The sequence below is a fragment of the Corynebacterium sp. HMSC034H07 genome (assembly GCF_001815175.1).
In the GTDB taxonomy this organism is placed as follows: domain Bacteria; phylum Actinomycetota; class Actinomycetes; order Mycobacteriales; family Mycobacteriaceae; genus Corynebacterium; species Corynebacterium hiratae.
Map to the genome: position 1 here is coordinate 143,404 of NZ_KV819515.1, position 23,271 is coordinate 166,674.

The 23,271-nt window shown below is 61.6% G+C and carries 22 protein-coding genes and 5 tRNA genes; 18 read left to right on the forward strand and 9 right to left on the reverse strand.

Annotated elements, in window-relative coordinates:
• Positions 1-23 precede the first annotated feature (23 nt).
• Complete coding sequence (locus HMPREF3009_RS03980; protein ID WP_070680155.1) at positions 24-1,322, reverse strand: acetyl-CoA C-acetyltransferase; 1,299 nt, start codon at positions 1,320-1,322, stop codon at positions 24-26.
• A 184-nt stretch (positions 1,323-1,506) separates the two neighbouring features.
• Here HMPREF3009_RS03980 and HMPREF3009_RS03985 point away from each other — a divergent pair, with 184 nt between their 5' ends.
• Together HMPREF3009_RS03985 and HMPREF3009_RS03990 are read left to right on the forward strand one after the other, a co-directional pair.
• Positions 1,507-2,847, forward strand: coding sequence for a 3-oxoacyl-ACP reductase (locus tag HMPREF3009_RS03985; RefSeq protein ID WP_070680158.1), 1,341 nt, complete (start codon positions 1,507-1,509; stop codon positions 2,845-2,847).
• A complete protein-coding gene (locus HMPREF3009_RS03990; RefSeq protein WP_070680161.1) occupies positions 2,848-3,807 on the forward strand; it encodes a MaoC/PaaZ C-terminal domain-containing protein in 960 nt (319 codons plus the stop codon).
• Positions 3,808-3,845: 38 nt separating this feature from the next.
• On the opposite strand, the gene HMPREF3009_RS03995 is transcribed toward HMPREF3009_RS03990, so the two are convergent.
• Positions 3,846-4,880, reverse strand: a complete 1,035-nt coding sequence (locus HMPREF3009_RS03995; RefSeq protein ID WP_046649311.1) for an acyl-CoA thioesterase — start codon at positions 4,878-4,880, stop codon at positions 3,846-3,848.
• A gap of 33 nt (positions 4,881-4,913) precedes the next feature.
• On the opposite strand from HMPREF3009_RS03995, the gene HMPREF3009_RS04000 reads away from it, so the two are divergent.
• From HMPREF3009_RS04000 to purM, 3 genes are read left to right on the forward strand one after another with little or no spacing between them, the layout of a single operon-like run.
• On the forward strand, positions 4,914-5,318 hold the full coding sequence (locus tag HMPREF3009_RS04000) for a sterol carrier family protein (RefSeq protein ID WP_070511032.1): 405 nt from the start codon (positions 4,914-4,916) through the stop codon (positions 5,316-5,318).
• A 10-nt stretch (positions 5,319-5,328) separates the two neighbouring features.
• Positions 5,329-6,846, forward strand: a complete 1,518-nt coding sequence (gene purF / locus HMPREF3009_RS04005) for an amidophosphoribosyltransferase (protein WP_070680164.1) — start codon at positions 5,329-5,331, stop codon at positions 6,844-6,846.
• Positions 6,847-6,860: 14 nt separating this feature from the next.
• Entirely contained in the window at positions 6,861-7,913 is a 1,053-nt protein-coding gene (purM, locus tag HMPREF3009_RS04010; RefSeq protein WP_070680166.1) for a phosphoribosylformylglycinamidine cyclo-ligase, read from the forward strand.
• Positions 7,914-8,024: 111 nt separating this feature from the next.
• Here the strand turns inward: purM and HMPREF3009_RS04015 are convergent, their stop codons facing one another.
• Together HMPREF3009_RS04015 and HMPREF3009_RS04020 are read right to left on the reverse strand one after the other, a co-directional pair.
• Positions 8,025-8,252, reverse strand: a complete 228-nt coding sequence (locus HMPREF3009_RS04015) for a DUF3073 domain-containing protein (RefSeq protein WP_049157167.1) — start codon at positions 8,250-8,252, stop codon at positions 8,025-8,027.
• A 188-nt stretch (positions 8,253-8,440) separates the two neighbouring features.
• Positions 8,441-9,502, reverse strand: coding sequence for a CAF17-like 4Fe-4S cluster assembly/insertion protein YgfZ (locus HMPREF3009_RS04020; RefSeq protein ID WP_070680169.1), 1,062 nt, complete (start codon positions 9,500-9,502; stop codon positions 8,441-8,443).
• Between the two features lie 30 nt (positions 9,503-9,532).
• On the opposite strand from HMPREF3009_RS04020, the gene HMPREF3009_RS04025 reads away from it, so the two are divergent.
• On the forward strand, positions 9,533-10,420 hold the full coding sequence (locus HMPREF3009_RS04025) for an aminodeoxychorismate lyase (protein WP_070680172.1): 888 nt from the start codon (positions 9,533-9,535) through the stop codon (positions 10,418-10,420).
• A 30-nt stretch (positions 10,421-10,450) separates the two neighbouring features.
• Here HMPREF3009_RS04025 and HMPREF3009_RS04030 read toward each other — a convergent pair whose 3' ends face one another.
• Positions 10,451-11,125: a heme-binding beta-barrel domain-containing protein gene (locus tag HMPREF3009_RS04030; protein ID WP_049157161.1), complete on the reverse strand. Its 675-nt coding sequence runs from the start codon at positions 11,123-11,125 to the stop codon at positions 10,451-10,453.
• A gap of 63 nt (positions 11,126-11,188) precedes the next feature.
• On the opposite strand from HMPREF3009_RS04030, the gene HMPREF3009_RS04035 reads away from it, so the two are divergent.
• Entirely contained in the window at positions 11,189-12,229 is a 1,041-nt protein-coding gene (locus tag HMPREF3009_RS04035) for a diacylglycerol/lipid kinase family protein (protein ID WP_049157159.1), read from the forward strand.
• Here HMPREF3009_RS04035 and HMPREF3009_RS04040 read toward each other — a convergent pair.
• Complete coding sequence (locus HMPREF3009_RS04040) at positions 12,226-13,062, reverse strand: LmeA family phospholipid-binding protein (protein ID WP_046649304.1); 837 nt, start codon at positions 13,060-13,062, stop codon at positions 12,226-12,228. The two genes, HMPREF3009_RS04035 and HMPREF3009_RS04040, sit on opposite strands and share 4 nt — an antisense overlap.
• 33 nt (positions 13,063-13,095) lie before the next feature.
• Here HMPREF3009_RS04040 and mshD point away from each other — a divergent pair, with 33 nt between their 5' ends.
• The 5 genes from mshD to pstB all read left to right on the forward strand — a co-directional run bounded on the left by mshD (position 13,096) and on the right by pstB (position 18,231).
• Positions 13,096-14,010, forward strand: a complete 915-nt coding sequence (gene mshD / locus HMPREF3009_RS04045) for a mycothiol synthase (RefSeq protein ID WP_049157157.1) — start codon at positions 13,096-13,098, stop codon at positions 14,008-14,010.
• A gap of 173 nt (positions 14,011-14,183) precedes the next feature.
• Positions 14,184-15,293 carry a phosphate ABC transporter substrate-binding protein PstS gene (gene pstS / locus HMPREF3009_RS04050; RefSeq protein ID WP_070516633.1) on the forward strand — a complete coding sequence of 370 codons (1,110 nt, stop codon included), beginning with the start codon at positions 14,184-14,186 and terminating at the stop codon, positions 15,291-15,293.
• A gap of 142 nt (positions 15,294-15,435) precedes the next feature.
• Positions 15,436-16,485, forward strand: a complete 1,050-nt coding sequence (pstC, locus tag HMPREF3009_RS04055) for a phosphate ABC transporter permease subunit PstC (RefSeq protein WP_046649302.1) — start codon at positions 15,436-15,438, stop codon at positions 16,483-16,485.
• Between the two features lie 13 nt (positions 16,486-16,498).
• Positions 16,499-17,416 (forward strand): phosphate ABC transporter permease PstA, encoded by a 918-nt coding sequence (gene pstA, locus HMPREF3009_RS04060; RefSeq protein ID WP_070511015.1) that lies wholly within the window; start codon positions 16,499-16,501, stop codon positions 17,414-17,416.
• Between the two features lie 41 nt (positions 17,417-17,457).
• The gene (gene pstB, locus HMPREF3009_RS04065; protein ID WP_046649300.1) at positions 17,458-18,231 is read left to right on the forward strand and encodes a phosphate ABC transporter ATP-binding protein PstB; all 774 of its coding nucleotides are present in this window, start codon (positions 17,458-17,460) and stop codon (positions 18,229-18,231) included.
• Between the two features lie 116 nt (positions 18,232-18,347).
• Here pstB and phoU read toward each other — a convergent pair whose 3' ends face one another.
• Positions 18,348-19,076 carry a phosphate signaling complex protein PhoU gene (gene phoU, locus HMPREF3009_RS04070; RefSeq protein WP_049157153.1) on the reverse strand — a complete coding sequence of 243 codons (729 nt, stop codon included), beginning with the start codon at positions 19,074-19,076 and terminating at the stop codon, positions 18,348-18,350.
• Positions 19,077-19,144: 68 nt separating this feature from the next.
• Positions 19,145-20,290, reverse strand: a complete 1,146-nt coding sequence (gene dusB, locus HMPREF3009_RS04075; RefSeq protein ID WP_070680175.1) for a tRNA dihydrouridine synthase DusB — start codon at positions 20,288-20,290, stop codon at positions 19,145-19,147.
• A 176-nt stretch (positions 20,291-20,466) separates the two neighbouring features.
• On the opposite strand from dusB, the gene HMPREF3009_RS04080 reads away from it, so the two are divergent.
• Entirely contained in the window at positions 20,467-21,969 is a 1,503-nt protein-coding gene (locus tag HMPREF3009_RS04080) for an acetyl-CoA hydrolase/transferase family protein (RefSeq protein WP_070680178.1), read from the forward strand.
• A gap of 90 nt (positions 21,970-22,059) precedes the next feature.
• Positions 22,060-22,132: transfer RNA gene (locus tag HMPREF3009_RS04085), tRNA-Lys, on the forward strand.
• A gap of 67 nt (positions 22,133-22,199) precedes the next feature.
• On the opposite strand, the gene HMPREF3009_RS04090 is transcribed toward HMPREF3009_RS04085, so the two are convergent.
• Positions 22,200-22,532, reverse strand: a complete 333-nt coding sequence (locus HMPREF3009_RS04090) for a metal-sensitive transcriptional regulator (protein WP_046649297.1) — start codon at positions 22,530-22,532, stop codon at positions 22,200-22,202.
• 83 nt (positions 22,533-22,615) lie between these two features.
• Between HMPREF3009_RS04090 and HMPREF3009_RS04095 the strand changes: the two genes are divergently transcribed.
• The 4 genes from HMPREF3009_RS04095 to HMPREF3009_RS04110 all read left to right on the forward strand — a co-directional run bounded on the left by HMPREF3009_RS04095 (position 22,616) and on the right by HMPREF3009_RS04110 (position 23,203).
• Positions 22,616-22,691: transfer RNA gene (locus HMPREF3009_RS04095), tRNA-Glu, on the forward strand.
• A 34-nt stretch (positions 22,692-22,725) separates the two neighbouring features.
• Positions 22,726-22,802, forward strand: a tRNA-Asp gene (locus tag HMPREF3009_RS04100).
• A 234-nt stretch (positions 22,803-23,036) separates the two neighbouring features.
• Positions 23,037-23,110: transfer RNA gene (locus HMPREF3009_RS04105), tRNA-Asp, on the forward strand.
• A gap of 20 nt (positions 23,111-23,130) precedes the next feature.
• Positions 23,131-23,203, forward strand: a tRNA-Phe gene (locus tag HMPREF3009_RS04110).
• Positions 23,204-23,271: the final 68 nt, after the last annotated feature.

Below are 23,271 nucleotides of genomic sequence, written 5' to 3' on the forward strand. Positions count from 1 at the left end.
GGTTCCTTTCTGGGGGAAGTTTCTTAACGCTCGACGATGGCTGCAACACCCTGTCCACCGGCCGCACAGATGGAGACGAGGGCGCGCCCGCCACCGTTTTCTTCGAGAATCTTGGCGGTGGTGGCGAGGATGCGGGTGCCGGTGGCGGCGAAGGGGTGCCCAGCGGCAAGGGAGGAGCCCTTGACGTTGAGCTTGGCGCGGTCGATGGGGCCCAGCGCAGACTGCAGGCCGAGGCGCTCGCGGCAGTAGGTCTCGTCCTCCCATGCGGCCAGGGTGGCGAGTACCTGGGAGGCGAAGGCCTCGTGGACTTCGTAAAAGTCGAAGTCCTGTAGCGACAGGTTGTTGCGCTCCAGCAGGCGCGGGACCGCGTATGTGGGGGCCATGAGAAGCCCGTCGGGGCCGTGGACAAAGTCGACCGCCGCGGTCTCCGAGTCCACGAGGAAGGCTCGGGGCTCGATATTGTGCTCGGCTGCCCATTCTTCGGAACTAAGCAGGGCGACGGAGGCGCCGTCGGTCAGCGGTGTGGAATTGCCTGCGGTCATGGTGGCCTGCGTGCCGTGCTGTTCGGCATCGCGCTTGCCGAAGACCGGCTTGAGCTTGGCTAGGGCCTCCAGGGAGGAATCCGGGCGCAGGTTGGTATCGCGGTTGACGCCGAGGAATCCGGTGGTGAGGTCATCGAAGAAGCCCTCTTCCCAGGCCTGATGGAGGTTCTGGTGGGAGGCGAGTGCCAGCTCGTCCTGGGCTTCGCGGCTCACGTTCATTTCGCGGGCGGTGATGGCGGCGTGATCTCCCATGGACAATCCGGTGCGCGGCTCGCCGTTCTGCGGCTGCTCCGGGGCTAACTGCGAGGGTCGGATGGAACCGATGAGCTGGGCGCGCTGAGCGGCGGTCTTGGCGCGGGTGAGGTTGAGCAGCGTGCGGCGCAGGGTGTCATTGACGGCCAGTGGGGCATCCGAGGTGGTGTCCGTGCCTCCTGCGATGCCGGCGGAGATTCGGCCCTGGGCAATGGCATCACCGACGTGGATAGCTGCCGCCAGGGAGGTGCAGCAAGCCTGCTGCATGTCGAGTGCTGGAGTGGTCGAGTCGAGCGCGGAACCGAGGACCGACTCGCGGGTGAGGTTGAAATCGCGGGAGTGCTTGAGCACGGCACCGGCGGCGACGAGTCCGAGGCGTTCGTCGTGAAGCCCGTAGCGCGCCACGAGGCCGTCGAGCGCACTGGTGAGCATATCTTGGTTGGACGCGTGAGCGTACTGCTTATTGGAGCGAGCAAAGGGAATGCGGTTGCCACCCAGGATGGCTACGCGGTGCGGGGGGTTGGTCATCAAAAACTCCTTCGCGAGTGGTCTGGTGCGAATCGCCCCAGTGGGAGGGGTGGAAATCCCACCGAGCGTTTCGCATCACAACTAAGGTGATATTGTTAGTTCTATCACTCAATTAACGGGCCTTGCAACTAGCGAAATAATGCTCGCAAGGTTGCGAAGATCCCAGAAAGGAATGCGTCACCTTATGCCGCACGTCACCATTGCCGAGAAGCTCATCAACTCACCGCTCGCCGCCAAAGCAGGAGTACCCCAAGGCCACCCCCTGCGCCGTCACAAGGCTGGGGAACCGGCGCTCGATGGTCCTATCGTCATCGGCGGTCAGGGACGCATCGCAGACTTCCTGCGCTCCCAGCTAGCCGTGGACTACCAGGTCATCAACTTTTCGGCAGAGGCGAAGCGCGCTGCCCTCGTCTTCGACGCCACCGGCCTAGAGACTCCGGAGCAGTTGCGCGAGCTGTATGACTTCTTCAACCCGCAGATGCGCAACCTTCTGCCGTGCGCGCGCCTCGTGGTTGTCGGCACCGCCCCGGAGGCTGCAGATACCATCGACGCCCGCATTACCGCGCGCGCACTCGAAGGCTTTACGCGCTCCTTGGCCAAGGAGATGCGCAAGGGTGGCACTGTGAACCTGGTGTGGGTAGATCCTGCGGCCACCGCGGAGGTGGAGTCCACCCTCCGCTTCTTCCTCTCCGGGAAGTCGGCCTTCGTGGATGGCCAGGTGGTCCGCGTGGGCGCGCAGAGTGAGGGTTCCCCCGCACGCGGCGGTGAGTCGCCGAAGTGGGAGAAGCCGCTCGACGGGCGCCTCGCGGTGGTCACCGGTGCTGCTCGCGGCATTGGCGCTACCATCGCCGAGGTGCTGGCCCGCGACGGTGCTAGCGTCATCTGTATCGACGTCCCGCAAGCTAGCGAACACCTGGCGAAGACCGCGAACAAGGTCAAAGGCACCGCGCTGCCTCTCGACGTCACTGATCCTCACGCGGCGGACAAGATTGCCCAGCATGCGCAGGAACGCCACGGACCGGCCCTCGACGTCATCGTCCACAACGCTGGAATCACCCGCGACAAGCTGCTGGCCAACATGAACGAGGGGCAGTGGGACGCTGTCCTTGCTGTTAACCTGCTGGCACCGGTACGCATTACCGAGAATCTCCTCGAATCCGGTGCCCTCGCACCGGGCGCGGCCGTAATTGGTGTGTCGTCCATGGCCGGTATTTCCGGCAACCGCGGCCAGACCAACTACGCCACGACGAAGGCAGGCATCATCGGGCTCGTTGACTCCTTGCGCTCCGTCTTGGCAGAGAACGGCTCCACCATCAACGCTGTTGCCCCCGGATTCATCGAAACCGCCATGACTGCGGCGATGCCGACCGGCCCGCGCGAAATCGGCCGCCGTCTGAACTCACTGCAGCAAGGTGGTTTGCCTGTCGACGTCGCGGAGACCGTCGCCTTCTTTGCTGCTTCGGCGTCCGCCGCGGTGAGCGGCAACACCGTCCGCGTGTGCGGCCAGAACCTCATGGGAGCATAAATGAACGTCATCACTGTCAACGAGATTCCTGATCTGCCCGCCCTTTACCGCTCCCTCATGGTGGGCGCGGTGCCCATCCCTGGGCTGGGGGCGGGCAAGCGCAAGGTTGAGGACCCGCAGACCGCGTACCGCGTCGACAGCGTGGGCGTCGACACCGAGCACCTGGCCCGCTACTGCCAGGCCACGGGCCTGCGCCTGAGCAACGAGCTGCCTGCTACCTATCTCTATGCGCTGGCCTTCCCGCTTGCCATCAAGGTGATGGCCGCCCAGGACTTTCCTTTCCCAGCCGTGGGCGTGGTGCATCTGTCCAACCGCATCGAGCAGAAACGCCCGCTGCGCGTCGACGAGCGTTGTAACATCGCCGTGCACGCGGAAAACCTGCGCCCGCACCGCAAAGGGTTGGTCATCGATATGGTGACCACTTACAGCGTTGACGGCGAGGAGATCTGGCGCCAGACATCAGTCTTCCTTGGCCAAGGGGCGAAGTTTACGAAGGACACTCCGCGTCAAGTGAGAACACGTCCGGAGGCCGAGCGCTTCCTCGACTTCCCCGGCGATGAGGTGGGAACGCCTACGGCAACGCTGCGCTTTAGCCCCGAAAGCACCCGCGTCTATGCCGCGGCATCGGGCGATAAGAACCCCATTCACGTGTCCACGGTGGGTGCCAAGCTCTTCGGTTTCCCTGCACCCATCGCGCACGGCATGTACACGCACGCTCGCATGCTGTCGGTGCTCGACGGAACCCTTCCACGTGCTGTTCGCATCAGCGCGGATTTCTACAAGCCGGTCATCCTTCCGGCGACGACGGGCGTATTTGTGGCTCCGAGTGTCGCCACAAACACTGAGATCGGAGCGCGCGTCGCTACAAACACTGAGGTCGGAGCGCGCGACGTCACGTTGCGCAAAGCCAAGGATCCGAGCACCCTCCACGTGGCGTGCCGGGTTGAGCCTCTGAACTAGCTGCGTGGTGCTGGATTAGCCATAGGCTAATCCAGCGGCTAATCCACGTGCTGGTGCTGTGGCGCCACCACCAGCGGCTTCGGGGAGTACTTGCCGCGCAGGCCGCGGAGAATACCGGCGTGCTCCCACAGGCGCTTGTCTTCTTCGGTGCGGGGGACAAACTGGCGGGCGGCGAGCGGCTGCCAGTCAGCGTCCATACCCATGTAGGCCACAGTGGCGTGGATGGCGGTTTCTAGTTTCTCGCGGCCACCGCGCGGGTTACCCGAGCGGACGTGGATCGACATCTGCATCGAGCGGGTATCCGTGCGCATCATACGGGCATCTACCTCGATGAGGTCTCCAATATGGATAGGCCGGTAGAAGCGAATACCACCGGCATAGACCGCCACCGTGTGCTCGCCTGACCACTCCATGGTGCAGGCAGCGCCGGCCTCATCAATCCATTCCATGGCCGTACCACCGTGGACATTGCCGCCCCAGTTGACGTCGGTCGGCTTTGCCAAGAAGCGGGTGACCATTCGAGGGGCATCGGAAGGGCCATCATAAGTCTGCTTTTCCATCTCCGCTTCGATGGCTTGGCGCAGCTCGATGCGGGATTCCGCGGCTTCCCACACGCGTTGGTGCTCCACGGTGTCCGGAACCAGCGGCGGCACGGCGACCGACTTACCGGTTTCCGTGTCTTTGGCCACGAAGATGACGAGGCAGTCGCACGCGCGAGTAAAAATGCCATCGCGCGGGTCGGCGGAAAGCACCTCGTTGACGATGTGCATGGAGGAGCGCCCCGTCATCGCGATGCGCGAGCGCACCTCCACGAGGTGGCCTGAGGGGATGGGGCGCGTGAAGTGAATATGGCCCACGTAGGCAGTCACGCAGTAGGTACCGGACCATTGAACCGCGCACGCATAGGCGGCCTTATCGATCCATTCCAGGACGCGGCCGCCGCCGATGCCCTGGGCGCCGGCGATGGTGAGATCGGTGGGGGCGGCCATAAACCGCAGGGTGAGGGAAGGGGATTTCTCGTGGGGAACGGACTTCTTTTCTTCCGACGAGCTTGATGGCATGGTTGGTGACATGGATAACAAAGTATCAGGGAGCGTGGTGACCAGATGAAGAAGGCCGTTGATGCCGCCACGGCCCGCGCCGCCGTCGAAGCAGTGGCGGAGTGGATCCACGATCCTCAAGGGGCGGAAAAACCAGGTCGCGCTGCGCTTGCGGCCGCTACACGCACCACGGCCCGCCTGGTGGAGGCAGACGCGCCGGGCCACTCCGTGGAGCTGCGGGTCCCCCCATTCGTGGCAGTGCAGTGTATCGCCGGGCCTCGCCATACCCGGGGCACCCCTCCGAACGTGGTGGAGATGGATCCCCTGACGTGGCTGCAGCTGGCTACGGGTGCCATGGGGTGGGAGCAGGCGCTTGGCGACGGCCGTGTGGACGCCTCCGGCTCCCGTGCCCACGAGATTGCTGCCTACTTGCCCGTGATTCCGTTAGTTTTCACTGGCCGGAACGGCTAGGATTAGCGCCGTGGTAGCTGAACACGTCCAGAGCATAACTAAGCCCCTGTCGACGGATCCCAGCCTGGATCCCGAGCCCCGCGAAGAATGCGGAGTTTTCGGTGTCTGGGCACCAGGCGAAGAGGTTTCCAAGCTAACCTACTTCGGCCTCTTTGCCCTCCAACACCGCGGCCAGGAGGCCGCGGGCATCGCGGTGGGGGATGATGACCGCATCGTGGTCTTCAAAGACATGGGCCTAGTGTCCAATGTCTTCGATGAATCCATCCTGACCTCTCTGCACGGAAACGTGGCTGTTGGCCACACGCGGTACTCCACTGCGGGCGGCAAGGAATGGTCGAATGTGCAGCCGATGTTTGGGACGTCGCCCAGCGGCGTCGACATTGCACTCGGCCACAATGGAAACTTGGTGAATTACGTGGAGCTGCGCGCCGAGGCCGTGGAACGCGGGCTCATCAAGCCGCACGAAGAATCCGTCTCGGACTCCATGTGCCTGTCCATCTTGTTGGCGGATGGCGTCAGCGAAAATAATTCAGTCTTCGACTCGGCACTGCAGCTGTTGCCCAGGGTCAAGGGGGCATACTGCCTAACCTTTACCGACGGTCACACGCTGTATGCCGCCCGCGATCCGCACGGCGTGCGTCCGCTCGCCCTCGGCCGCCTTAGCACCGGCTGGGTGGTGGCGAGCGAAACCTGCGCCCTCGATATCGTGGGCGCGCAGTTCATCCGGGAGATTGAACCCGGCGAGCTCGTCGCTATTGATGAGACCGGTATTCGCTCCGAGCGCTTCGCAGAGACCAAGCGCCACGGCTGCGTCTTCGAATACGTCTACCTGGCGCGTCCGGATACAAACATCAAAGGCCGCTCCGTCAATGCCACGCGTGTGGAAATTGGGCGTCGCCTAGCGCGCCAGTACCCAGCGCCCGACGCGGACATGGTGATCCCCGTTCCCGAGTCCGGCAACCCGGCCGCTGTGGGCTACGCCCGCGAATCCGGGCTGACCTTTGCACATGGCTTGGTCAAGAATTCCTACGTGGGCCGCACCTTCATCCAGCCCACGCAGTCTCAGCGCCAGATGGGCATTCGCCTCAAGCTCAACCCGTTGCGGGAGGTCATTGACGGCAAGTCCATCGTGGTGGTGGATGATTCAATCGTGCGCGGCAACACGCAGCGCGCGTTGATCCGAATGCTGCGGGAAGCCGGCGCTGCCGAGGTTCACGTGCGCATCGCCTCCCCGCCGGTAAAGTGGCCGTGCTTCTACGGCATCGACTTCGCCTCCCCGGGTGAACTGATTGCTAATGCCAACCCCTCCGATGACCCGGAGGAGGTGGCGCAGACCATCTGCACGGCGATTGGTGCGGATTCGCTGGGCTTCGTCTCCACCGATGAGATGGTGGCGGCCACCGAGCAGCCCCGCAGCGAATTGTGCTGTGCCTGCTTCGATGGCGAGTACCCGCTTGGACTGCCCGCCGGAAACCCCAATGCTGAGGCCGTGCGTACCCTGCAGGGCTCGACGACAACTAACGAATAAGGACTAAGTCACTCATGAGCGAGAACACGTATGCTGCCGCCGGCGTCAACATTGAGGAAGGCGACCGCGCAGTTGAGCTAATCACCCCGCATGCCAAGCGCGCCTCCCGCCCAGAGGTCATGGGCGGGCTTGGCGGTTTCGCCGGTCTGTTTAAGTTGGGCGAGTACAAGGAGCCGGTTCTCGCGGCCGGGTCAGACGGCGTGGGAACCAAGCTGGCCGTGGCTCAGGCCATGGATAAGCACGACACCATCGGCATCGACTTGGTTGCCATGTGCGTGGATGACCTCGTCGTGTGCGGCGCCGAGCCGCTCTTCCTTCAGGACTACATCGCCGTGGGTGAGGTTGTTCCGGAAAAGGTCGCGGACATTGTCAAGGGCATTGCCGAGGGCTGCGTGCAGGCTGGTGCAGCGCTGCTGGGCGGCGAGACCGCTGAGCACCCAGGCGTCATGGGCAAGGATGAATATGATGTTTCCGCTACTGCGGTTGGTGTTGTAGAGGCTGATGAGCTGCTCGGCCCCGACAAGGTCCGCGATGGCGACGTGCTCATCGCCATGAAATCCTCTGGATTGCACTCCAACGGCTATTCCTTGGCGCGCTACGTGCTGCTGGAGCAGGCCGGCCTGCCGCTCGATGGCTACATGGAAGACCTGGGCCGCACCCTCGGTGAGGAGCTTTTGGAGCCTACTCGCATCTACGCCAAGGACTGCCTGGCGCTGGTATCTGAGTGCGCGGTGTCGACCTTCTGCCACGTCACCGGCGGTGGCCTCGCGGGCAACCTCGAGCGCGTGATCCCGGAGGGCCTGACCGCTGAGGTGAGCCGCTCGACGTGGACTCCGGGCCAGATTTTCAAGACCATCTCTTCAGTGGGCAAGGTTGCCCTCGAGGAAATGGAGAAGACCTTCAACATGGGCGTTGGCATGATCGCCGTCGTTGCGCCGGAGGACCGCGAGCGCGCGTTGGCCATGATGACCGCCCGCCACGTTGAGGCATGGGAGCTGGGCACCGTCCGCGTCGCCGAAGACGGCGAGCTGCGCGTCCTCATGACCGGCGAGCACCCAGGGTTCTAGGTTCTGAAGAAAAGGAACAGGGCCGGAGGCGCCCCTCACTGAGAGGGGAGGCATCTCCGGCCCTTCGCTTACGTGCTGTGCATGTACAGAATGGGGAAGTGATTCACGCGCTTAGCGCTCTTCGGAATCATCCTCATCCCACTCGTCCGAGTCCCAGCGATCCGCATAGTCCTCGTAGTCCGCGTACTCCGAGTATTGATCCTCGTCCTCATTGCTGGAGCGCTTGGAGTTCTGTGAGGCGAGTTCACGCTGGAGCGAATCCAGATCCATCTCGGGCGAATTGTACTTCAGCTGGCGTGCAACTTTGGTCTGCTTTGCCTTGGCGCGTCCGCGTCCCATGTGCATGACCCCCTTGAGGTGTGTAGGGCGGTCCAGGGATTCTTGGCCGCCCCATCGTCTTAGTCAGATATGTGTATGTTCCTGTAAGACACCATAGCCTGTGTGACGAAAAAATTCCGAACTACCCCCTAGCGGTGTGCTGAAAAGTGCTCCACCCTGCGGCAAACAGTCCATTGTGTAATACGCCACTATTTTCCGCGCAGGCGATCCACAGCGGCACGGCCGGCCTTCGGGCCCTCATCGACAGGGATGGAATCCGGCTCGATCGATGCTGCTACCGGACCAATGGCCAGCTCTCCATGGTCGAGGGCGCTGCGCTTTACTAGACCAAGCGCGATGGGGCCATACTCACAGTCCTCCACCACGGTGCCGAGCCTGCCCACGCGACGCCCGCCCGACGTGATATCCGCTCCGCTCTCCGGTTGCTCCGGGGCGGAGCCGTCGAGGTAGAGCAGCACCAATAAACGGGGAGAGCGCCCAAGGTTTTCTACGCGCGCGACGGTCTCCTGCCCGCGGTAGCAGCCCTTGTCCAAGTGAACGAACGCGGGCTGATCCTCGCTGCGTCGGATCCAATGCGGAACCTCGTGGGCGATAGTCTTTGCATCGAGATCTGCGGCTAGTTCGGGCTCACGTGCCCGCACGCGCTCGGCGGTAAAAGCCATGAGCCCCGCTAAGCTTCCGCCCTGGGCCTCCAACTCTTGCACCGCTGCGTCTAGTTTGTCCCGCGGCACGAGGAAGTCCTGGCGCGGGCAGCCCGGCCAGTGCACGGGCCTTTCCACCAGAGCTGTGGAAGGTTTGTCCAGCGCTTGACCGAGCACGCTGATGACCGCCACGTCCGCTTCCTCTACGGTGACCTGGGACCAGAACACCATGGCGGTGAGGAAATCTCGCAAAGACTCGAACTGCGCCGCCGGCACATCGAGGTAGAAGGTTTCCCCGTCGAAAGATAGATCCATGTGGTGCAGGACGTGGCCCTGAATATTGAGGTCAAGGGCACCTGCGGAAAAGCCGGCGTCCACGTCATCGAGCTTTTGGCTCAGGAGGTTATGCAGGAAGGCCTGGGCATCGGGCCCAGAAACCGCGATGACGTGGCGATGGGAGCGGTCGATGATGGCTGAACCTGTTTCCACCGCGCGCTGTTCGACGAGGGGGGTGCCGTAGTGCCAGGGGACCCCGGAGACATCGACGAGCGTGGTGCCCTGGAACTCAGCGGCTCCGGGCCGGGAAAGAAGTGGCGAAGAGTAACTCACGCCCTCCGATGGTAGGGCATAATCGGGGCTATGAGCCTTCAGTGCAGAAAAGAGCCGGTCATCTACGTCGTGGAGCCGTTTGGGGGATCGGTGCGGCGCCACATGCCGAACCTACCGTTGGTCTACTGGGATGATGCCGCGGTCACGCGCGGAGACGGGATTTTTGAATCCCTTCTAGTGCGTGATGGCAAGGCGGCGAACCTTCACCGCCACGCGGAGCGCTTCCGACACTCCGCCCAGGCTCTGAATTTGCCGGAGCCGCCGATGCACAAGTGGGAGGAAGCCACCGCGCTGGCTATCGCCGATTTTTATGGCCCCGCCGGCGCGGGGGACACGGGTGAATCGCCGCTCGAAGCCAAGTGCACGTGGACCTATACCCGCGGCCGGGCCTCCACCGGGGTGCCCACGGCCTGGGTCGCGGTTCAGGAAATCCCGGAGGATGTGGTGGCGCAGCGTGCGAAGGGCGTCAAGGTCATGAGTACGCCGCGATTGTGGCAGGTGGCGGAGGAGCTGCCGGCCAAGACGTTGAACTATGCGGCAACCATGGCCACACTGCGGCTGGCCCGCGAGCGCGGATTTGATGATGTGATCTTTACCGACCCCGACACGGGGCAGGTCTTGGAGGGGGCTACCTCAACCGTGGTGGCGGTTAAGGGAACCAAGCTGCGCACCCCCGCGGGTAAGGGGATACTCCCCGGAACCACGCAGGCCGCGCTGTTTGAATACGCCTCAGAACAGGGATATCGCTGCAAGGCGAAGGAGCTCAACCTGAGCTACCTCGAGGAGGCTGACTCGGTGTGGCTGGTCTCCTCGGTGCGCACAGCGGTGCGGGTGACGCGCCTCGATGACACGAAGCTCAAGGCGCCGGCGAACGCAGAAGAAATACGCGCGCTGATCGACGCCGCCCTGGCCCGCTAGATTCCCTTATGCGGCTAGCTCGCCTGCTAGCTAGCCTGCCACACGGGTGAGCTCGGCGGACATGAAGGGGCGCATCTCGCCGTCGACAAGCCGCTCATCGACCCAGCCCAAGTTGTTGTTCGGCATCAGGCCGTACATGCGCTTGCCGGGGCCGAGGTTGGCGGGGCCTGTCTCCGTCACCATGGTGGAGGCGGACTCCAGCTGCCAAGCGCGCTCGTTGAACAGGGAGCCGTAGAAGATCTCGTTGACACCATTGGAGGAGGTGTAGGTCATCTCAATCTCGTCCTTGAGAGAGATGCGCCAGAATCCGGATTCGCGCACGTCCGGGCCCGCCGGGTTGCCCTCGGAATCGATCTTCCAGGTGCGGGAGGTGTAGGTCAGGTAGTTCTCACCGTCGTGGGCGATGATGAGCTGCTGGCCAAAGGCGTACTGCTCGCCGTCGGCGCTGTGGGCCTGGCCTTCGCCCTGCCACACGCCGACGAGGGGGAGAAGCCCCAAGAGTCCATCGTGCAGCGACGGACCCTGACGCAGGTTTGCCGTCTCATCGGGCAAAGGATTCTCTGCTACATCAACGGTGGGGATGTTGCGGGAGGCAGCATCCTTCCATGCTTCCGCGGCTTGGTTGACGGCTGCGTTGCCATCAATCTTGCCGTTCTCCGGCTGGGAGTTTTCCGGGTGATTCTCATTATTCGTCTGTTCGCTCATGCTGCCCCAGCGTAGTCGTGGGGGCGCCGCGGAAACCACTAGGCTCCAGTAGTCTAGGGGGTCATGCGCGCATTGCTGATCTCAAACCCGAACTCCACGAGCCAGAATTCGGCCCTCTTCCGCGAGGTTCTGCCCGTCATTCGGGACGTGGAGGGGCTGCAGCTGCTTGCTCGCTTTACGCATTACCCGGGGCACGCGGAGGATATGGTGCGGGGCATGACCAAGGAAGACTTCGATGTCATCTTGGTTTTCGGGGGAGATGGCACGGTGAACGAAATTGTGAACGGGCTGTTAGGCCCCGCAGATTCCGCGGAACGTCCCAGCCCCCAGGACATTCCGGCTCTCGCGGTGATTCCCACGGGCTCCGCCAACGTCTTCGTCCGTGCCCTCGGCTTCCCCAATACTCCTGTTGAGGCAGCCCACGTGCTGGCTCGGATGCTGGAACGCAATACGCGCCGCACCGTGTCCTTGGGGGTGTGGAATGACCGGTGGTTCGCGGTCAACGCTGGTTTCGGATTGGATGCCGACGTGCTCGCTCGCGTGGACCGTGCTCGGGAAATGGGCTTTGCAGCTACCCCGTTGCGCTATTTGGCCGTGGCCTTTCAGGCCTATCAGCGCGCCCGCATTCGCCCACCGCGCATTAGCGTGCGTGCGCGCTCCGGCTCGGGAGACACCTTCTCGGCTGATGACGTGCCCGTCATGTTCACCTCGAACACCAACCCGTGGACCTTCCTCGGACCGCTGCCGGTGGTGACGAATCCGCGCAACTCTTTCGACCAAGGCCTTGGCCTCTTCGGGGTGTCAGACCTCGGTGGCATTGATGGTCTTGTGGGCGTGCTCCACCTCTTTGGCGTGGATCACCGCCACTGGCTGAATAAGGTCACGGATGCCCGAACGCTGCACTTTGAGGATGCCGTCGAGGTGGATTTGGTGTGCCCGAAGCCGCACCGCTTCCAGGCAGACGGAGAGTCGGAGGGAACCTTCACGGAGGTGCATCTGGAATCGGAGGCAGACGCGTTGGAAGTCTTCGCTCCTACCGATCCGGCCCCGCCCATACACCGTAACGTGCGCAGGATCCTGCGCGACCTCGTTCGAATCAACTAGTTTTGACGCCAACTCGGCGGCGTCGTCGGTGCGCTGCCTACTTCGTTGGCGGTGTCCTGTGCCTTTTGCGCTGCATCCTCGACGGCCTTTTCCTCCGACCCATCGATTTCGAGAGGGGAGAGCTGCGCCGTCTTCAAAGTGATGTTGCGGCGCTGCACCTCGAACGTAATGGAACCGCCGTGCAGCTTCACGGAGGTGGCCTGGGCAGGCAACGGTAGTTGACGGGTATCCAAGACCAGCCCGAACGCTTTTTTGAGGCGTTCATCATCGGTCCCGTAGACGCTCATGCGAAACTCCGGACCGACGAGGCGCAGCGTTACCGTCGCCGTGGACTTAGTGGTGTCTCCTGGCAGCGTGCCGGTGAGCTCCGCTTCGGCAGACGGGCCGCCGGTGGGGGACATGTCATCGGGGTTGGCGATGGATAGGTCCGTAATGCCCAGCAGGCGGCCGAGGGCTACTCCGTCGATGCTAATGCTGCGCGTGTAAGTGGAGACCGGTGCACCTTCTAGGTCCCCGCTGAAGAGCTGTTCGGGACGAATGGTGATATCGCGCAGCGTCGTGGAAGCGTTGACCATCCCGAGCTTGGGAACCTCCACATCGGAGGAGTTGACCTCGAGGTAAGGAACCTCTTTGGTCAGAGCGCCGAGGGTAAAAGGAACGCCGCCGATGTACACATTGGGGCTATTTTCCAGCTGGGAACTGGCTTTCGCCTTCTGGGCCACGGTGTGCTCGGCATGCATCGCCACCGCGGAATCCGCCAGCCATGCGGTCAGAACCACTCCCGCGACGGCGGCGAGTCGGACGACGGGGCGGCTGAGGTAGATGACGGTCACCCTTCTATTACTACCGCACGTAAGCTGGGAAACATGAATATTGAGACCTTTGCCCTGCCGCAGAATCCGGATTTGGCACAGCGCGTGGAGGAGTTGGCCACACGCGCCGAAACGCACGATGGTTATGCGCCGTTCTCCGAGCAGTTTGTGGTCGGCCTGCGAGATGGTCGCCTTGGGCACCGCCACCTGCTCGCACTCGAAGACGGTGAGATAACAGGTGTGGCTGCCGTCGAAGGGCAGACGGTAGAGCTCGTCGTCGACGTCGAACACCGCGGGCGCGGGGTGGGGCAGGCGCTTGTCGACGCCCTCCCAACCTCCCCCCAGATCTGGGCTCATGGCAACCTCCCGGCCGCCCAGACGCTGGCGAAGCGCAATGGGATGGACGTCGTCAGGCGCCTGCTCGTCATGGCTATTGAGGGACGGGACCTACGCGCGGCGGAGGAAGCGTCCGCAAAGGTCGAAGGCCTAGAGATCTGCACGTACACGGAGTCGGTCGAGCGTTTTGGGCGCGAGTACGTCGAGGCGGAGTGGTTACGAGCCAACAACGAGGCTTTTTCCTGGCACCCAGAGCAAGGTGGGTGGGACCTAGAGCGCCTACACCGTGGGATGGAAGCCGAATGGTTCGATCCGGCCGACGTGCTCTTCCTGTGGGATTCGCACGGTGGTGAGCACAGTGCCCCAACAATGGCCGGCTTTCACTGGCTGAAATGGCATGAGGAGGACATCCCAGCCTTCGGTGAGGTCTATGTTGTGGGGCTGAGCGAGGCCTATCGCGGGCGCGGGCTCGGCGGCCCGTTGCTCACCGCTGGCTTGCAGCGCATGGTGGCTAAAGGAGCGGACAAGGTCATCTTGTACGTCGAGGCGGACAATGAGCCGGCAGTAAAGGCCTATGAGAAGCTCGGCTTTGGTACTGCGGAGGAGCACTGCGTCTGGGCGAAAAGTGACTAGTCTCACCGCCTTTTGGTACAAGTTAACCGATTGTTCACCTCTTGATCCCTGTGGGGTTAACCCTCCCCATATAGCTTTACTTCCCGTGAGTTAATCGCGCTTGCCTTTGGAGAGGGTAGGGGGCGATTTCCTCGAAAAATCATTCTCTTGTATCCGTACCGGAAAGGTTCCCCGTGATTCGCAACTTCAAGCGCACTGCCGCTATCTTCGGCATCGTCGCCGCCACCTCCACCGCTCTCGTTGCCTGCTCCGAGTCCAACGAGTCTGATTCCGCCGATGGCGGCTCCGACTCCGTAGAGGTCTCCGGTGACCTCTCTGGTGAGGGCGCTTCCTCCCAGAAGTCCGCAATGTCCGTCTTCGAGAAGGCCTTCCTGAACGAGTACCCGGATGCTAACTTCTCCTACACCTCCTCCGGTTCCGGCGCTGGTGTGAAGGCCTTCAACGGTGGCACCGTTGACTTCGCTGGTTCCGACTCCGCCCTGAAGGAGGACAAGGGTGAGGTTGAGGCTGCTAAGGAGCGTTGCGAGGGCAACGATGCATGGCACCTGCCGACCACCATCGGCCCGGTTGCTATCGCCTACAACCTGGGTGACACCGAGGTCAACCTCTCCACCGACACCCTGGCTAAGATTTTCAAGGGCGAGATCACCAAGTGGAATGATGACGCCATCAAGGCTGAGAACGAGGGCACCGACCTGCCGGACAAGAACATCACCGTTATCTTCCGCTCTGATGAGTCCGGTACCTCCGATAACTTCCAGAAGTTCCTGACCGCCGCTACCGGCAACTGGGACAGCGAGGGCAAGCAGTTCCCGGATGCTGTTGGTGAGGGCGCTAACGGTTCCTCCGGTGTGGCTGACCAGGTCGCTTCCATCGAGGGTGCTATCACCTACGTTGAGGCTGGCTACGCTCACCAGAAGGAAGCCGATGGCGTCAAGATTGCCAAGATTGACTTCGGCAACGGCCCGGTTGAGCTCAACGCTGAGTCCGTCGGTGTTGCTCTGGACCACCTTGCTTTCAAGGACACCGGCTCCGAGCACAACATGGTTGTTGACTCCGACAAGCTCTTTGCTTCCAACGACGAGGGCGCCTACCCGCTCATCCTGACCACTTACAACATCGTCTGCTCTGCTGGCTACGATGAGGAAACCTCCGCTCTGGTGAAGGCATTCTTCAACACCGTTCTGGACAACCAGAATGACGAGCTGGAGAACGCAGGCTTCATCCCGGTTGCTGGTGACCACCTCGAGCGCCTGAAGGCAGCTGTCGACGCTATCCAGTAAGCGCGTTAACTGCGGGCCTTAGTGCCGTAGTTGCCGTTTACATACACACTTCCGCCCCCAATCCGCCGTTAACGAGCGCTTTGGGGGCGGTAGCGTGTCCCGCATTTTTTATTGATCCCGTTGAAAAGGATTCCCTAGTCACATGGCAGACAATAATCTCACCACAGCGTCATCCGCGAGGGAGGATGCCGTTTCGGCGATTCGTCCTAGCGTGCATGCATCCGACGCAGGCGCTGCCCCTACCCCAGCCGTTAAGACGGGCGTCAAGCGCCCGGGCGATCGTGTCTTTGAATTCCTGTCCACTGCGTCCGCCACGCTGATCACGGTGATGATCGCTGCCATCGCAGTCTTCCTTGTGTGGCAAGCGGTTCCCTCGCTTGCCGTCAATGAGGGCGGCATCGTAGGTTTCTTCACCTACGGCGAGCGTTGGGAAACCAATGATACCGACGCAATGAAGTTCGGTATTCCCACCATGTTCGGCCACACCGTGCTGATTTCCATCGTGGCTCTCATCATCGCGATGCCGGTGGCACTCGGTATTGCTATCTTCTTGTCCAACTACGCACCAGCCAAGCTGGTGAAGCCGCTGGGCTTCCTCGTCGACATGCTCGCTGCCGTGCCGTCCATCGTGTACGGCCTGTGGGGCTGGCAGGTTCTCGGCCCCGCATTGTCCGGCTTCTACACGTGGCTGCACTCCTGGGCAGGTGGCTTCTTCCTGTTCAAGGTCTATGACAACTCCCCGCACTTTGCGACGGGCCGCAACGTCCTCACCGGTGGCATCGTGCTGGCAGTGATGATCCTGCCGATTATCGCCGCTACCGCCCGCGAGGTCTTCGTGCAGACCCCTCCGGGCCAGATCGAGTCTGCCTTGGCACTCGGCGCCACCCGCTGGGAAGTTATTCGCATGACGGTCCTTCCCTTCGGTATGTCCGGCTATATTGCCGGCTCGATGCTGGGCCTGGGCCGCGCGCTGGGTGAGACCATGGCGCTGTACATGGTTGTCTCCCCGTTGGTCGACTTCCGCTTCTCGCTGTTCGATGGCGGTACCACCTTCGCCACCGCCATCGCCTTGGCGGCCGCGGAGTTCGGTAATGAGATGCGTGCCGGCGCCTACATCGCTGCAGGCCTCATGCTGTTCCTTCTGACCTTCGTGGTCAACGCGATTGCCCGTTCCATCGTGAAGAGCAAGTAAGGAGGGAACAGAGATGACTACGACTACAACCTCTAACTCTGTCCCGGCTTCTTCCGGCCCGACCTTCCTGGATATTTCCTCGAGCCGCAAGACCACCAACAACATCGCCACCGTTCTCGTGTGGGCGACGATGATCATCGCCATGATCCCGCTGCTGTGGGTCCTCTTCGAGCTCATCGTTCGCGGTTCCGGTGCTGTCCTGAGCCCCGAGTGGTGGACCGAATCCCAGCGCGGCATCCTGGATACTGAAGCCGGCGGTGGTGCACTGCACGCCATCATCGGTACGTTCGTTCAGACCATCATCGCGACCGTTATTTCGGTTCCGATTGGTATCTTTACCGCGATTTACCTTGTGGAGTACTCCCGCGGTGGCCCCCTGAGCCGCCTCACCACCTTCATGGTGGACATTCTGTCCGGTGTGCCCTCCATCGTGGCCGCACTGTTCATCTTCGCCATGTGGATTACGCTGTTCGGCTTCAAGCGCTCCGGTATGGCTGTGGCACTGTCCTTGGTACTCCTGATGATTCCGATTGTGGTCCGCAATACGGAGGAGATGCTCCGTGTGGTCCCCATGGACCTGCGTGAGGCTTCCTATGCCCTCGGTGTACCGAAGTGGAAGACCATCGCCCGCATCGTTCTGCCGACCGCTCTCTCCGGCATCGTCACCGGCATCATGCTCGCCGTGGCCCGCATCATGGGTGAGTCCGCGCCGGTGCTGGTGTTGGTGGGCTCTACGTCCTCCATCAACTGGGATGCCCTCAAGGGCGCGCAGTCCTCGCTGCCACTGATGATGCTGGATATGTACAAGTCCGGTGCTGATCCGGCTGTCTTGGACAAGCTGTGGGGCGCCGCCCTCACGTTGGTTGTCCTCATCGCGATTCTCAATATCGGCGCGCGCATCGTTTCGGCGAAGTTCTCCGTCAAGAAGTAACCGTATTCACTTTCCACCTACCCCCAATAGGAGCACTACTCATGTCCAAGCTTGAGCTCAACGACGTGAACATCTACTACGGTGACTTCCACGCCGTACAGAATGTCAACATGCAAATTCCGGCGAAGGCCGTCACCGCCTTCATCGGCCCCTCCGGCTGCGGTAAGTCCACCGTTCTGCGCACCCTCAACCGTATGCACGAGGTCATCCCCGGCGCCTACGTCAAGGGTGAGATCCTCTTGGATGGACAGAACATCTACGGCTCCAAGGTTGACCCGGTGTCTGTCCGCAACACCATCGGCATGGTATTCCAGAAGGCTAACCCGTTCCCGACCATGTCCATCGAGGACAACGTTGTCGCCGGCCTGAAGCTGTCCGGTGAGAAGAACAAGAAGAAGCTCAAGGAAGTCGCCGAGAAGTCCCTGCGCGGCGCTAACCTCTGGGACGAGGTGAAGGACCGCCTGGATAAGCCGGGCGGCGGCCTGTCTGGTGGTCAGCAGCAGCGCCTGTGCATCGCCCGTGCGATTGCCGTGGAGCCGGAGGTTCTCCTCATGGATGAGCCGTGCTCGGCGCTGGACCCGATTTCCACCCTGGCTGTTGAGGACCTCATCCACGAGCTGAAGGAAAACTTCACCATCGTTATCGTGACCCACAACATGCAGCAGGCAGCCCGCGTGTCCGATAAGACTGGTTTCTTCTCTCTAGAGGCCACCGGCAAGCCGGGCCACCTCGTCGAGTTCGATGACACCACCAAGATCTTCGAAAACCCGTCCAAGAAGGACACCGAGGATTACATCTCTGGCCGCTTCGGCTAAATGCCACTAGTGCCCAAAGCCGGCGCCCTCTCTCACCTGTTTAAGGTCTAGGAGAGGCGCCGGCTTTCTTGTGCTTTGGATCGAGCCGGGTGGATCACCCACGCCCACACGCCTGCCTAGTTGCGGAATTGGCGCTCGAGCTCCGCCATGCGGGCTTCCATCTCGGCGTCGCGCTGCTCCTGGTCGCGCTTGCGCATATAGCGATCCGGGTCCAAGCCCGTGGCCAGGTAGATGATGCGCCCGGCAGCGGCGGCACAATGATCTGCGAATCGCTCGTAGTAGCGTGACAGCTGCGAAGTCTCCACGGCTTGGCGCACCGTTCCCTTCCACTCCCGCTGGGTCAGCATGCGCAGCAGGTGATGGTTGATGTCATCCACGGCATCGTCATCTTCGGTCAGGCGCAGCGCGAGCTCCGGATCGCGGGTGATGAGGATGTCTTTGAGCCCTGCAGACATGTCGAGGACGAGGCGGGTGTACTCCTCGAAATAGCCCATGATTTCTGCCGGTACAACCGGCTCTGGGTGGCGGCGACGCGCGCTCGTTGCAATGTGCTGGGATAGGCGGCCCATGCGGTAGAAATCTTCCACAATATAGATGGAGGAGATCACTTGGCGTAAGTCCTTGGCCATGGGGTTCTCCAAGGCCAGAAGGGACACCGCACGGTCTTCACAGCGCGTGCGGACCTCATCCAGTTCATCGCGCAGCGACACGGCCTCCTCAGCTGGTTGCAGGGAAGCCTCGATTAATGCCTGGGAGGCAAGAGTCATCAACCTATGGACGGTCGTGCTCATGATGATCAGATCATGGGCAAAGTTATCCAACTGTTCACGGTAAGCTGCGCGCATGCCACGTACTTTAGCCCAACTATTGGTCTAGTGCCTGTCGGGCAACACGATCAAGGCAGGTTCTGCTCCTAGCCTCCGGAGTGCATGATCTCCGCGCCTTCCGGAACCGTGGCATCCTCCGGATCATCGAGCCACCCTTCGGGCAGGACCACCTTGGCGGGTGAACCCTGGCGGCCGCGGGCGCCATCGGCGTCGTCGGCAAGCGCGGGCGAGTCCGCCCACGGCGCCAATAGCTCGCGCAGATCCTCCAAGGAATTGACGCGAGAAAGCCCCGCGCGTACCTGGCCGCCCACCGGAAAGCCTCGGAGGTACCACCCAATGTGCTTGCGAATATCGCGGCTGGCCTGGCGCTCGCCTTCGTGCTGTGTCAGCAGTTCGGCGTGGCGAATCATAATCTGCGTGACTTCCCCCAAAGTGGGCTCCGGCGGCACCGGCTCACCCCGCAGGTGGGCGGAGAGCTCCGCGAAGAGCCAGGGGCGGCCCAAACAGCCGCGGCCTACGACGACGCCGTCACATCCGGTTTGTTCCATCATGTCGTGCGCATCGGTTGCCTTGAAGATATCGCCGTTACCCAAGACGGGAATGCCAGTATCCGCTAGGTGTTCCTTGAGGCGGGCAATCTCTCCCCAGTCGGCGTGGCCAGAGTAGCGTTGGGCCGCCGTGCGACCGTGGAGAGCGACGGCCGCGGCACCCTCAGCAACGGCGATCCGGCCGGCGTCGAGGTGCGTTTTGTGCTCGTCATCGATGCCGACGCGCATCTTGACGGTGACTGGAATGTCCGTGCCCTCCGTCGCTTTGACGGCCGCAGCGACAATGTTGCCAAACAAACGGCGCTTATAGGGCAGGGCGGAACCACCGCCGCGGCGCGTGACCTTGGGAACCGGGCAGCCGAAGTTCATGTCGATGTGGTCTGCGAGGTTCTCGTCCACGATCATTTTGGCCGCCTTGTACGTGTACTCCGGATCGACGGTGTACAGCTGCAGTGAGCGCGGCTGTTCTTCGGGGTCAAACGTGGTCATGTGCAAGGTCTTTGGGTTGCGCTCAACGAGGGCGCGTGCGGTGACCATTTCACACACGTAGAGGCCGGAGACGGTTCCGGTCTTCGCTAGCTCTTGCTCGCGGCACAGCACGCGAAAGGCCACGTTGGTCACGCCCGCCATAGGGGCGAGGACAACGGGGGAGTTGAGCTGGATGTTTCCGATAGCAAGAGTCACGCCGCCAATTGTGCGCGGAACAAGCCTAGGGGGGCAAATTCTGATGAAAAAAGTGAGGGGTGCACACGGTTTGGGGCAGAGTGCGGTAAATTCGCCACCGATTCGCTAGTGTGGTGCATGTAACTAATAGGAAAGGACCGTAACCTAGGTCTTTTCTGCACATAAAAGGAGGACTCATGTCTGAGAGAATTGCATACGCGCCGTTTGAAAAGCTCGTTATGAGCGCTGACGAGGCAGCTAAGTTCGTCAATCACGGTGACCGTGTGGGAATCTCCGGCTTTACTGGTGCTGGCTACCCCAAGGCCCTGCCTACCGCCATCGCGGAAAAGGCAAAGGCAGCGCACGAGGCGGGTGAAGAGTTCAAGATTGACGTCTTCTCTGGCGCTTCGACTGCCCCGGACTGCGACGGCGTGCTCGCGGAGGCTAACGCCATCCGCTTCCGCTCCCCGTACAACTCCGACCCAGTTCTGCGTGGCCGCTTCAACGACGGCTCCGCGCTGTACCAGGACATCCACCTTTCGCACTCCGGTCAGCAGGTCGAGGAGGGCTTCTACGGTGACTTCCAGGTAGCCATTATTGAGGCCGTGCGTATCGACGAGAACGGAAACATCATTCCGTCCTCGGCCGTGGGCAACAACCTCGAATACATTGAGGCCGCCGACAAGATCATCATCGAGGTGAACGAGTGGCAGTCCCTCAACCTTGAGGGCATGCACGATATCTACCGGATTGAGAAGCTGCCGAACCGTCAGCCCATTCCGATCACCAAGCCGGCCGACCGCGTTGGAACCACCTACATTGAGATCCCGGAAGAAAAGGTCGTGGCAGTGGTCAAGACCGACGCTCCGGACCGCAACGCACCGTTCAAGGCTCCGGATGAGGTCTCCGAGAAGATTGCTGCGAACTTCATCGAGTTCCTTGAGGGCGAGGTCGCTGCCGGCCGCCTTGAGTATGACAAGTTCATCATGCAGTCCGGTGTGGGTAACGTCCCGAACGCTGTGATGGCCGGCCTGCTGGACTCCAAGTTTGAAAACATTCAGGCGTATACCGAGGTTATCCAGGACGGCATGCTCGATCTGATCGACGCCGGCAAGATGACCGTCGCCTCTGCTACCTCCTTCGCTCTGTCCCCGGAGTACGCGGACAAGATGAACGCTGAGGCTGAGCGCTACGCCAAGCACATCATCCTGCGCCCACAGCAGGTGTCCAACCACCCGGAGGTTATTCGCCGCGTTGGCTTGATCTCCTCCAACGGCATGATTGAGGGCGACATTTACGGCAACATCAACTCCACCAACGTCTCCGGTTCCCGCATCATGAACGGTACCGGTGGCTCCGGTGACTTCACCCGTAATGCTTACATCTCCACCTTCGTCTCCCCGTCGGTGGCCAAGGATGGCGCAATCTCCGCCATCGTGCCGTTCGTGTCCCACACCGACCACACCGAGCACGACACCATGGTCATCATCACCGAGTACGGTGTGGCGGACCTGCGTGGTCTCGCTCCGAAGGAGCGCGTGGAGAAGGTTATCGCCGTGGCGCACCCGGACTACCGCCCGCTGCTTGAGGAATACTACGAGCGTGCCAAGGCTAATAAGTTCCAGCACACCCCGCACGATCTGAAGACCGCCTTTGACTTCCAGGTGAACTTCATGGAGAAGGGTGACATGCGCGGTTAATCGCTCATGCCGCTCGGTCGTGGCCCTTACCGCTGGAGGTGAGGGCCATTTCCTTTTCCTTAGTGTCACCTACTAAGATGGATGGGCGTTGGGCCTTTAGCTCAGTTGGTAGAGCTACGGACTTTTAATCCGCAGGTCGCGGGTTCGAGCCCCGCAGGGCCCACAGAAAGAGCCGCCTTCGGGCGGCTCTTTTGCGTTGTAGGGTGGCCCACTCAGCAGGCTTTGCTCCTCTAGCTCTTCACGAGCTTCCGGATGGCCCGCATGGCCTCCTCTAGCTTCTCTGTGGCTACTTGCCCGTCCTCGGCGGCGGCTCCTGCCACGCAGTGCTCTATGTGGTCTTCTAGCAGCGCTAGGGAGACGTTCTCGAGCGCTGAGGTGACCGCGGAGATCTGCGTGATGATGTCGATGCAATATTGGTCTTCCGCAATCATGCGGTGGATGCCTCTGGTTTGGCCCTCGATGCGCTTGAGACGCGCTAAGTATTTTGCCTTTTGCTCGCTATCGGAGTTGTAGCCGTGAACGCCGGGCTCGTGGCAGGAGCAAGTATCGCGCTGGTCAGCCATGGTTTTCCGCCTTTCTGCCGGGGCGATTTGGTTAAGTAGGGATGTCTCCAGTATATTTTTACAAAGTTGCCTCAAGGCAACGGGCCCCCATCGTCTAGCGGCCTAGGACACCGCCCTTTCACGGCGGCGGCACGGGTTCGAATCCCGTTGGGGGTACCAACACTAACGTGTTGGTACATAAGTCAATATGTATGGCCCTGTGGCGCAGTTGGTTAGCGCGCCGCCCTGTCACGGCGGAGGTCGCGGGTTCAAGTCCCGTCAGGGTCGCCATACCAAGCCTCGGAGCGGTGTTTGTAGAAACACGCTTCGAGGCTTGAATTGTTTTGCTTGTCATAGCCCACTCAAGGCGGGGTCGGGACCGATAGGTCTAGGTGCTGTGCGGCAGTCGCGTGGACGGTACTTCTTTACTCTTAAAAACCGTATATGACATGCTGATTTGGTGTGTTTCTCAAGCTTTGTGTAGAGTACTTATTCGTGCCCAGCGCACAAGAGATAATTGAAAATGGCCCTGTGGCGCAGTTGGTTAGCGCGCCGCCCTGTCACGGCGGAGGTCGCGGGTTCAAGTCCCGTCAGGGTCGCCGAAGTCCTTGTGGCTTCTGGCCAGATAGCTCAGTCGGTAGAGCACACGCCTGAAAAGTGTGGGGTCGCCAGTTCGATCCTGGCTCTGGCCACAAGATAGCCCCTTCCATTGTTGGAAGGGGCTTTTTTGTGGCTTAAGGGACATTTCGTGTGGATTTGC

Bases quoted from the DNA above. Each gene is read 5' to 3' on its own strand.
- HMPREF3009_RS03980 (WP_070680155.1), bottom strand. From the start codon at position 1,322: ATGACCAACCCCCCGCACCGCGTAGCCATCCTGGGTGGCAACCGCATT.
- mshD (WP_049157157.1), top strand. From the start codon at position 13,096: ATGAATATTGAGACCTTTGCCCTGCCGCAGAATCCGGATTTGGCACAG.
- pstB (WP_046649300.1), top strand. From the start codon at position 17,458: ATGTCCAAGCTTGAGCTCAACGACGTGAACATCTACTACGGTGACTTC.
- pstC (WP_046649302.1), top strand. From the start codon at position 15,436: ATGGCAGACAATAATCTCACCACAGCGTCATCCGCGAGGGAGGATGCC.
- pstA (WP_070511015.1), top strand. From the start codon at position 16,499: ATGACTACGACTACAACCTCTAACTCTGTCCCGGCTTCTTCCGGCCCG.
- phoU (WP_049157153.1), bottom strand. From the start codon at position 19,076: ATGCGCGCAGCTTACCGTGAACAGTTGGATAACTTTGCCCATGATCTG.
- HMPREF3009_RS04090 (WP_046649297.1), bottom strand. From the start codon at position 22,532: ATGGCTGACCAGCGCGATACTTGCTCCTGCCACGAGCCCGGCGTTCAC.
- HMPREF3009_RS03985 (WP_070680158.1), top strand. From the start codon at position 1,507: ATGCCGCACGTCACCATTGCCGAGAAGCTCATCAACTCACCGCTCGCC.
- HMPREF3009_RS04080 (WP_070680178.1), top strand. From the start codon at position 20,467: ATGTCTGAGAGAATTGCATACGCGCCGTTTGAAAAGCTCGTTATGAGC.
- HMPREF3009_RS03990 (WP_070680161.1), top strand. From the start codon at position 2,848: ATGAACGTCATCACTGTCAACGAGATTCCTGATCTGCCCGCCCTTTAC.
- HMPREF3009_RS04000 (WP_070511032.1), top strand. From the start codon at position 4,914: ATGAAGAAGGCCGTTGATGCCGCCACGGCCCGCGCCGCCGTCGAAGCA.
- HMPREF3009_RS04025 (WP_070680172.1), top strand. From the start codon at position 9,533: ATGAGCCTTCAGTGCAGAAAAGAGCCGGTCATCTACGTCGTGGAGCCG.
- HMPREF3009_RS04015 (WP_049157167.1), bottom strand. From the start codon at position 8,252: ATGGGACGCGGACGCGCCAAGGCAAAGCAGACCAAAGTTGCACGCCAG.
- purM (WP_070680166.1), top strand. From the start codon at position 6,861: ATGAGCGAGAACACGTATGCTGCCGCCGGCGTCAACATTGAGGAAGGC.
- HMPREF3009_RS04030 (WP_049157161.1), bottom strand. From the start codon at position 11,125: ATGAGCGAACAGACGAATAATGAGAATCACCCGGAAAACTCCCAGCCG.
- HMPREF3009_RS03995 (WP_046649311.1), bottom strand. From the start codon at position 4,880: ATGTCACCAACCATGCCATCAAGCTCGTCGGAAGAAAAGAAGTCCGTT.
- HMPREF3009_RS04035 (WP_049157159.1), top strand. From the start codon at position 11,189: ATGCGCGCATTGCTGATCTCAAACCCGAACTCCACGAGCCAGAATTCG.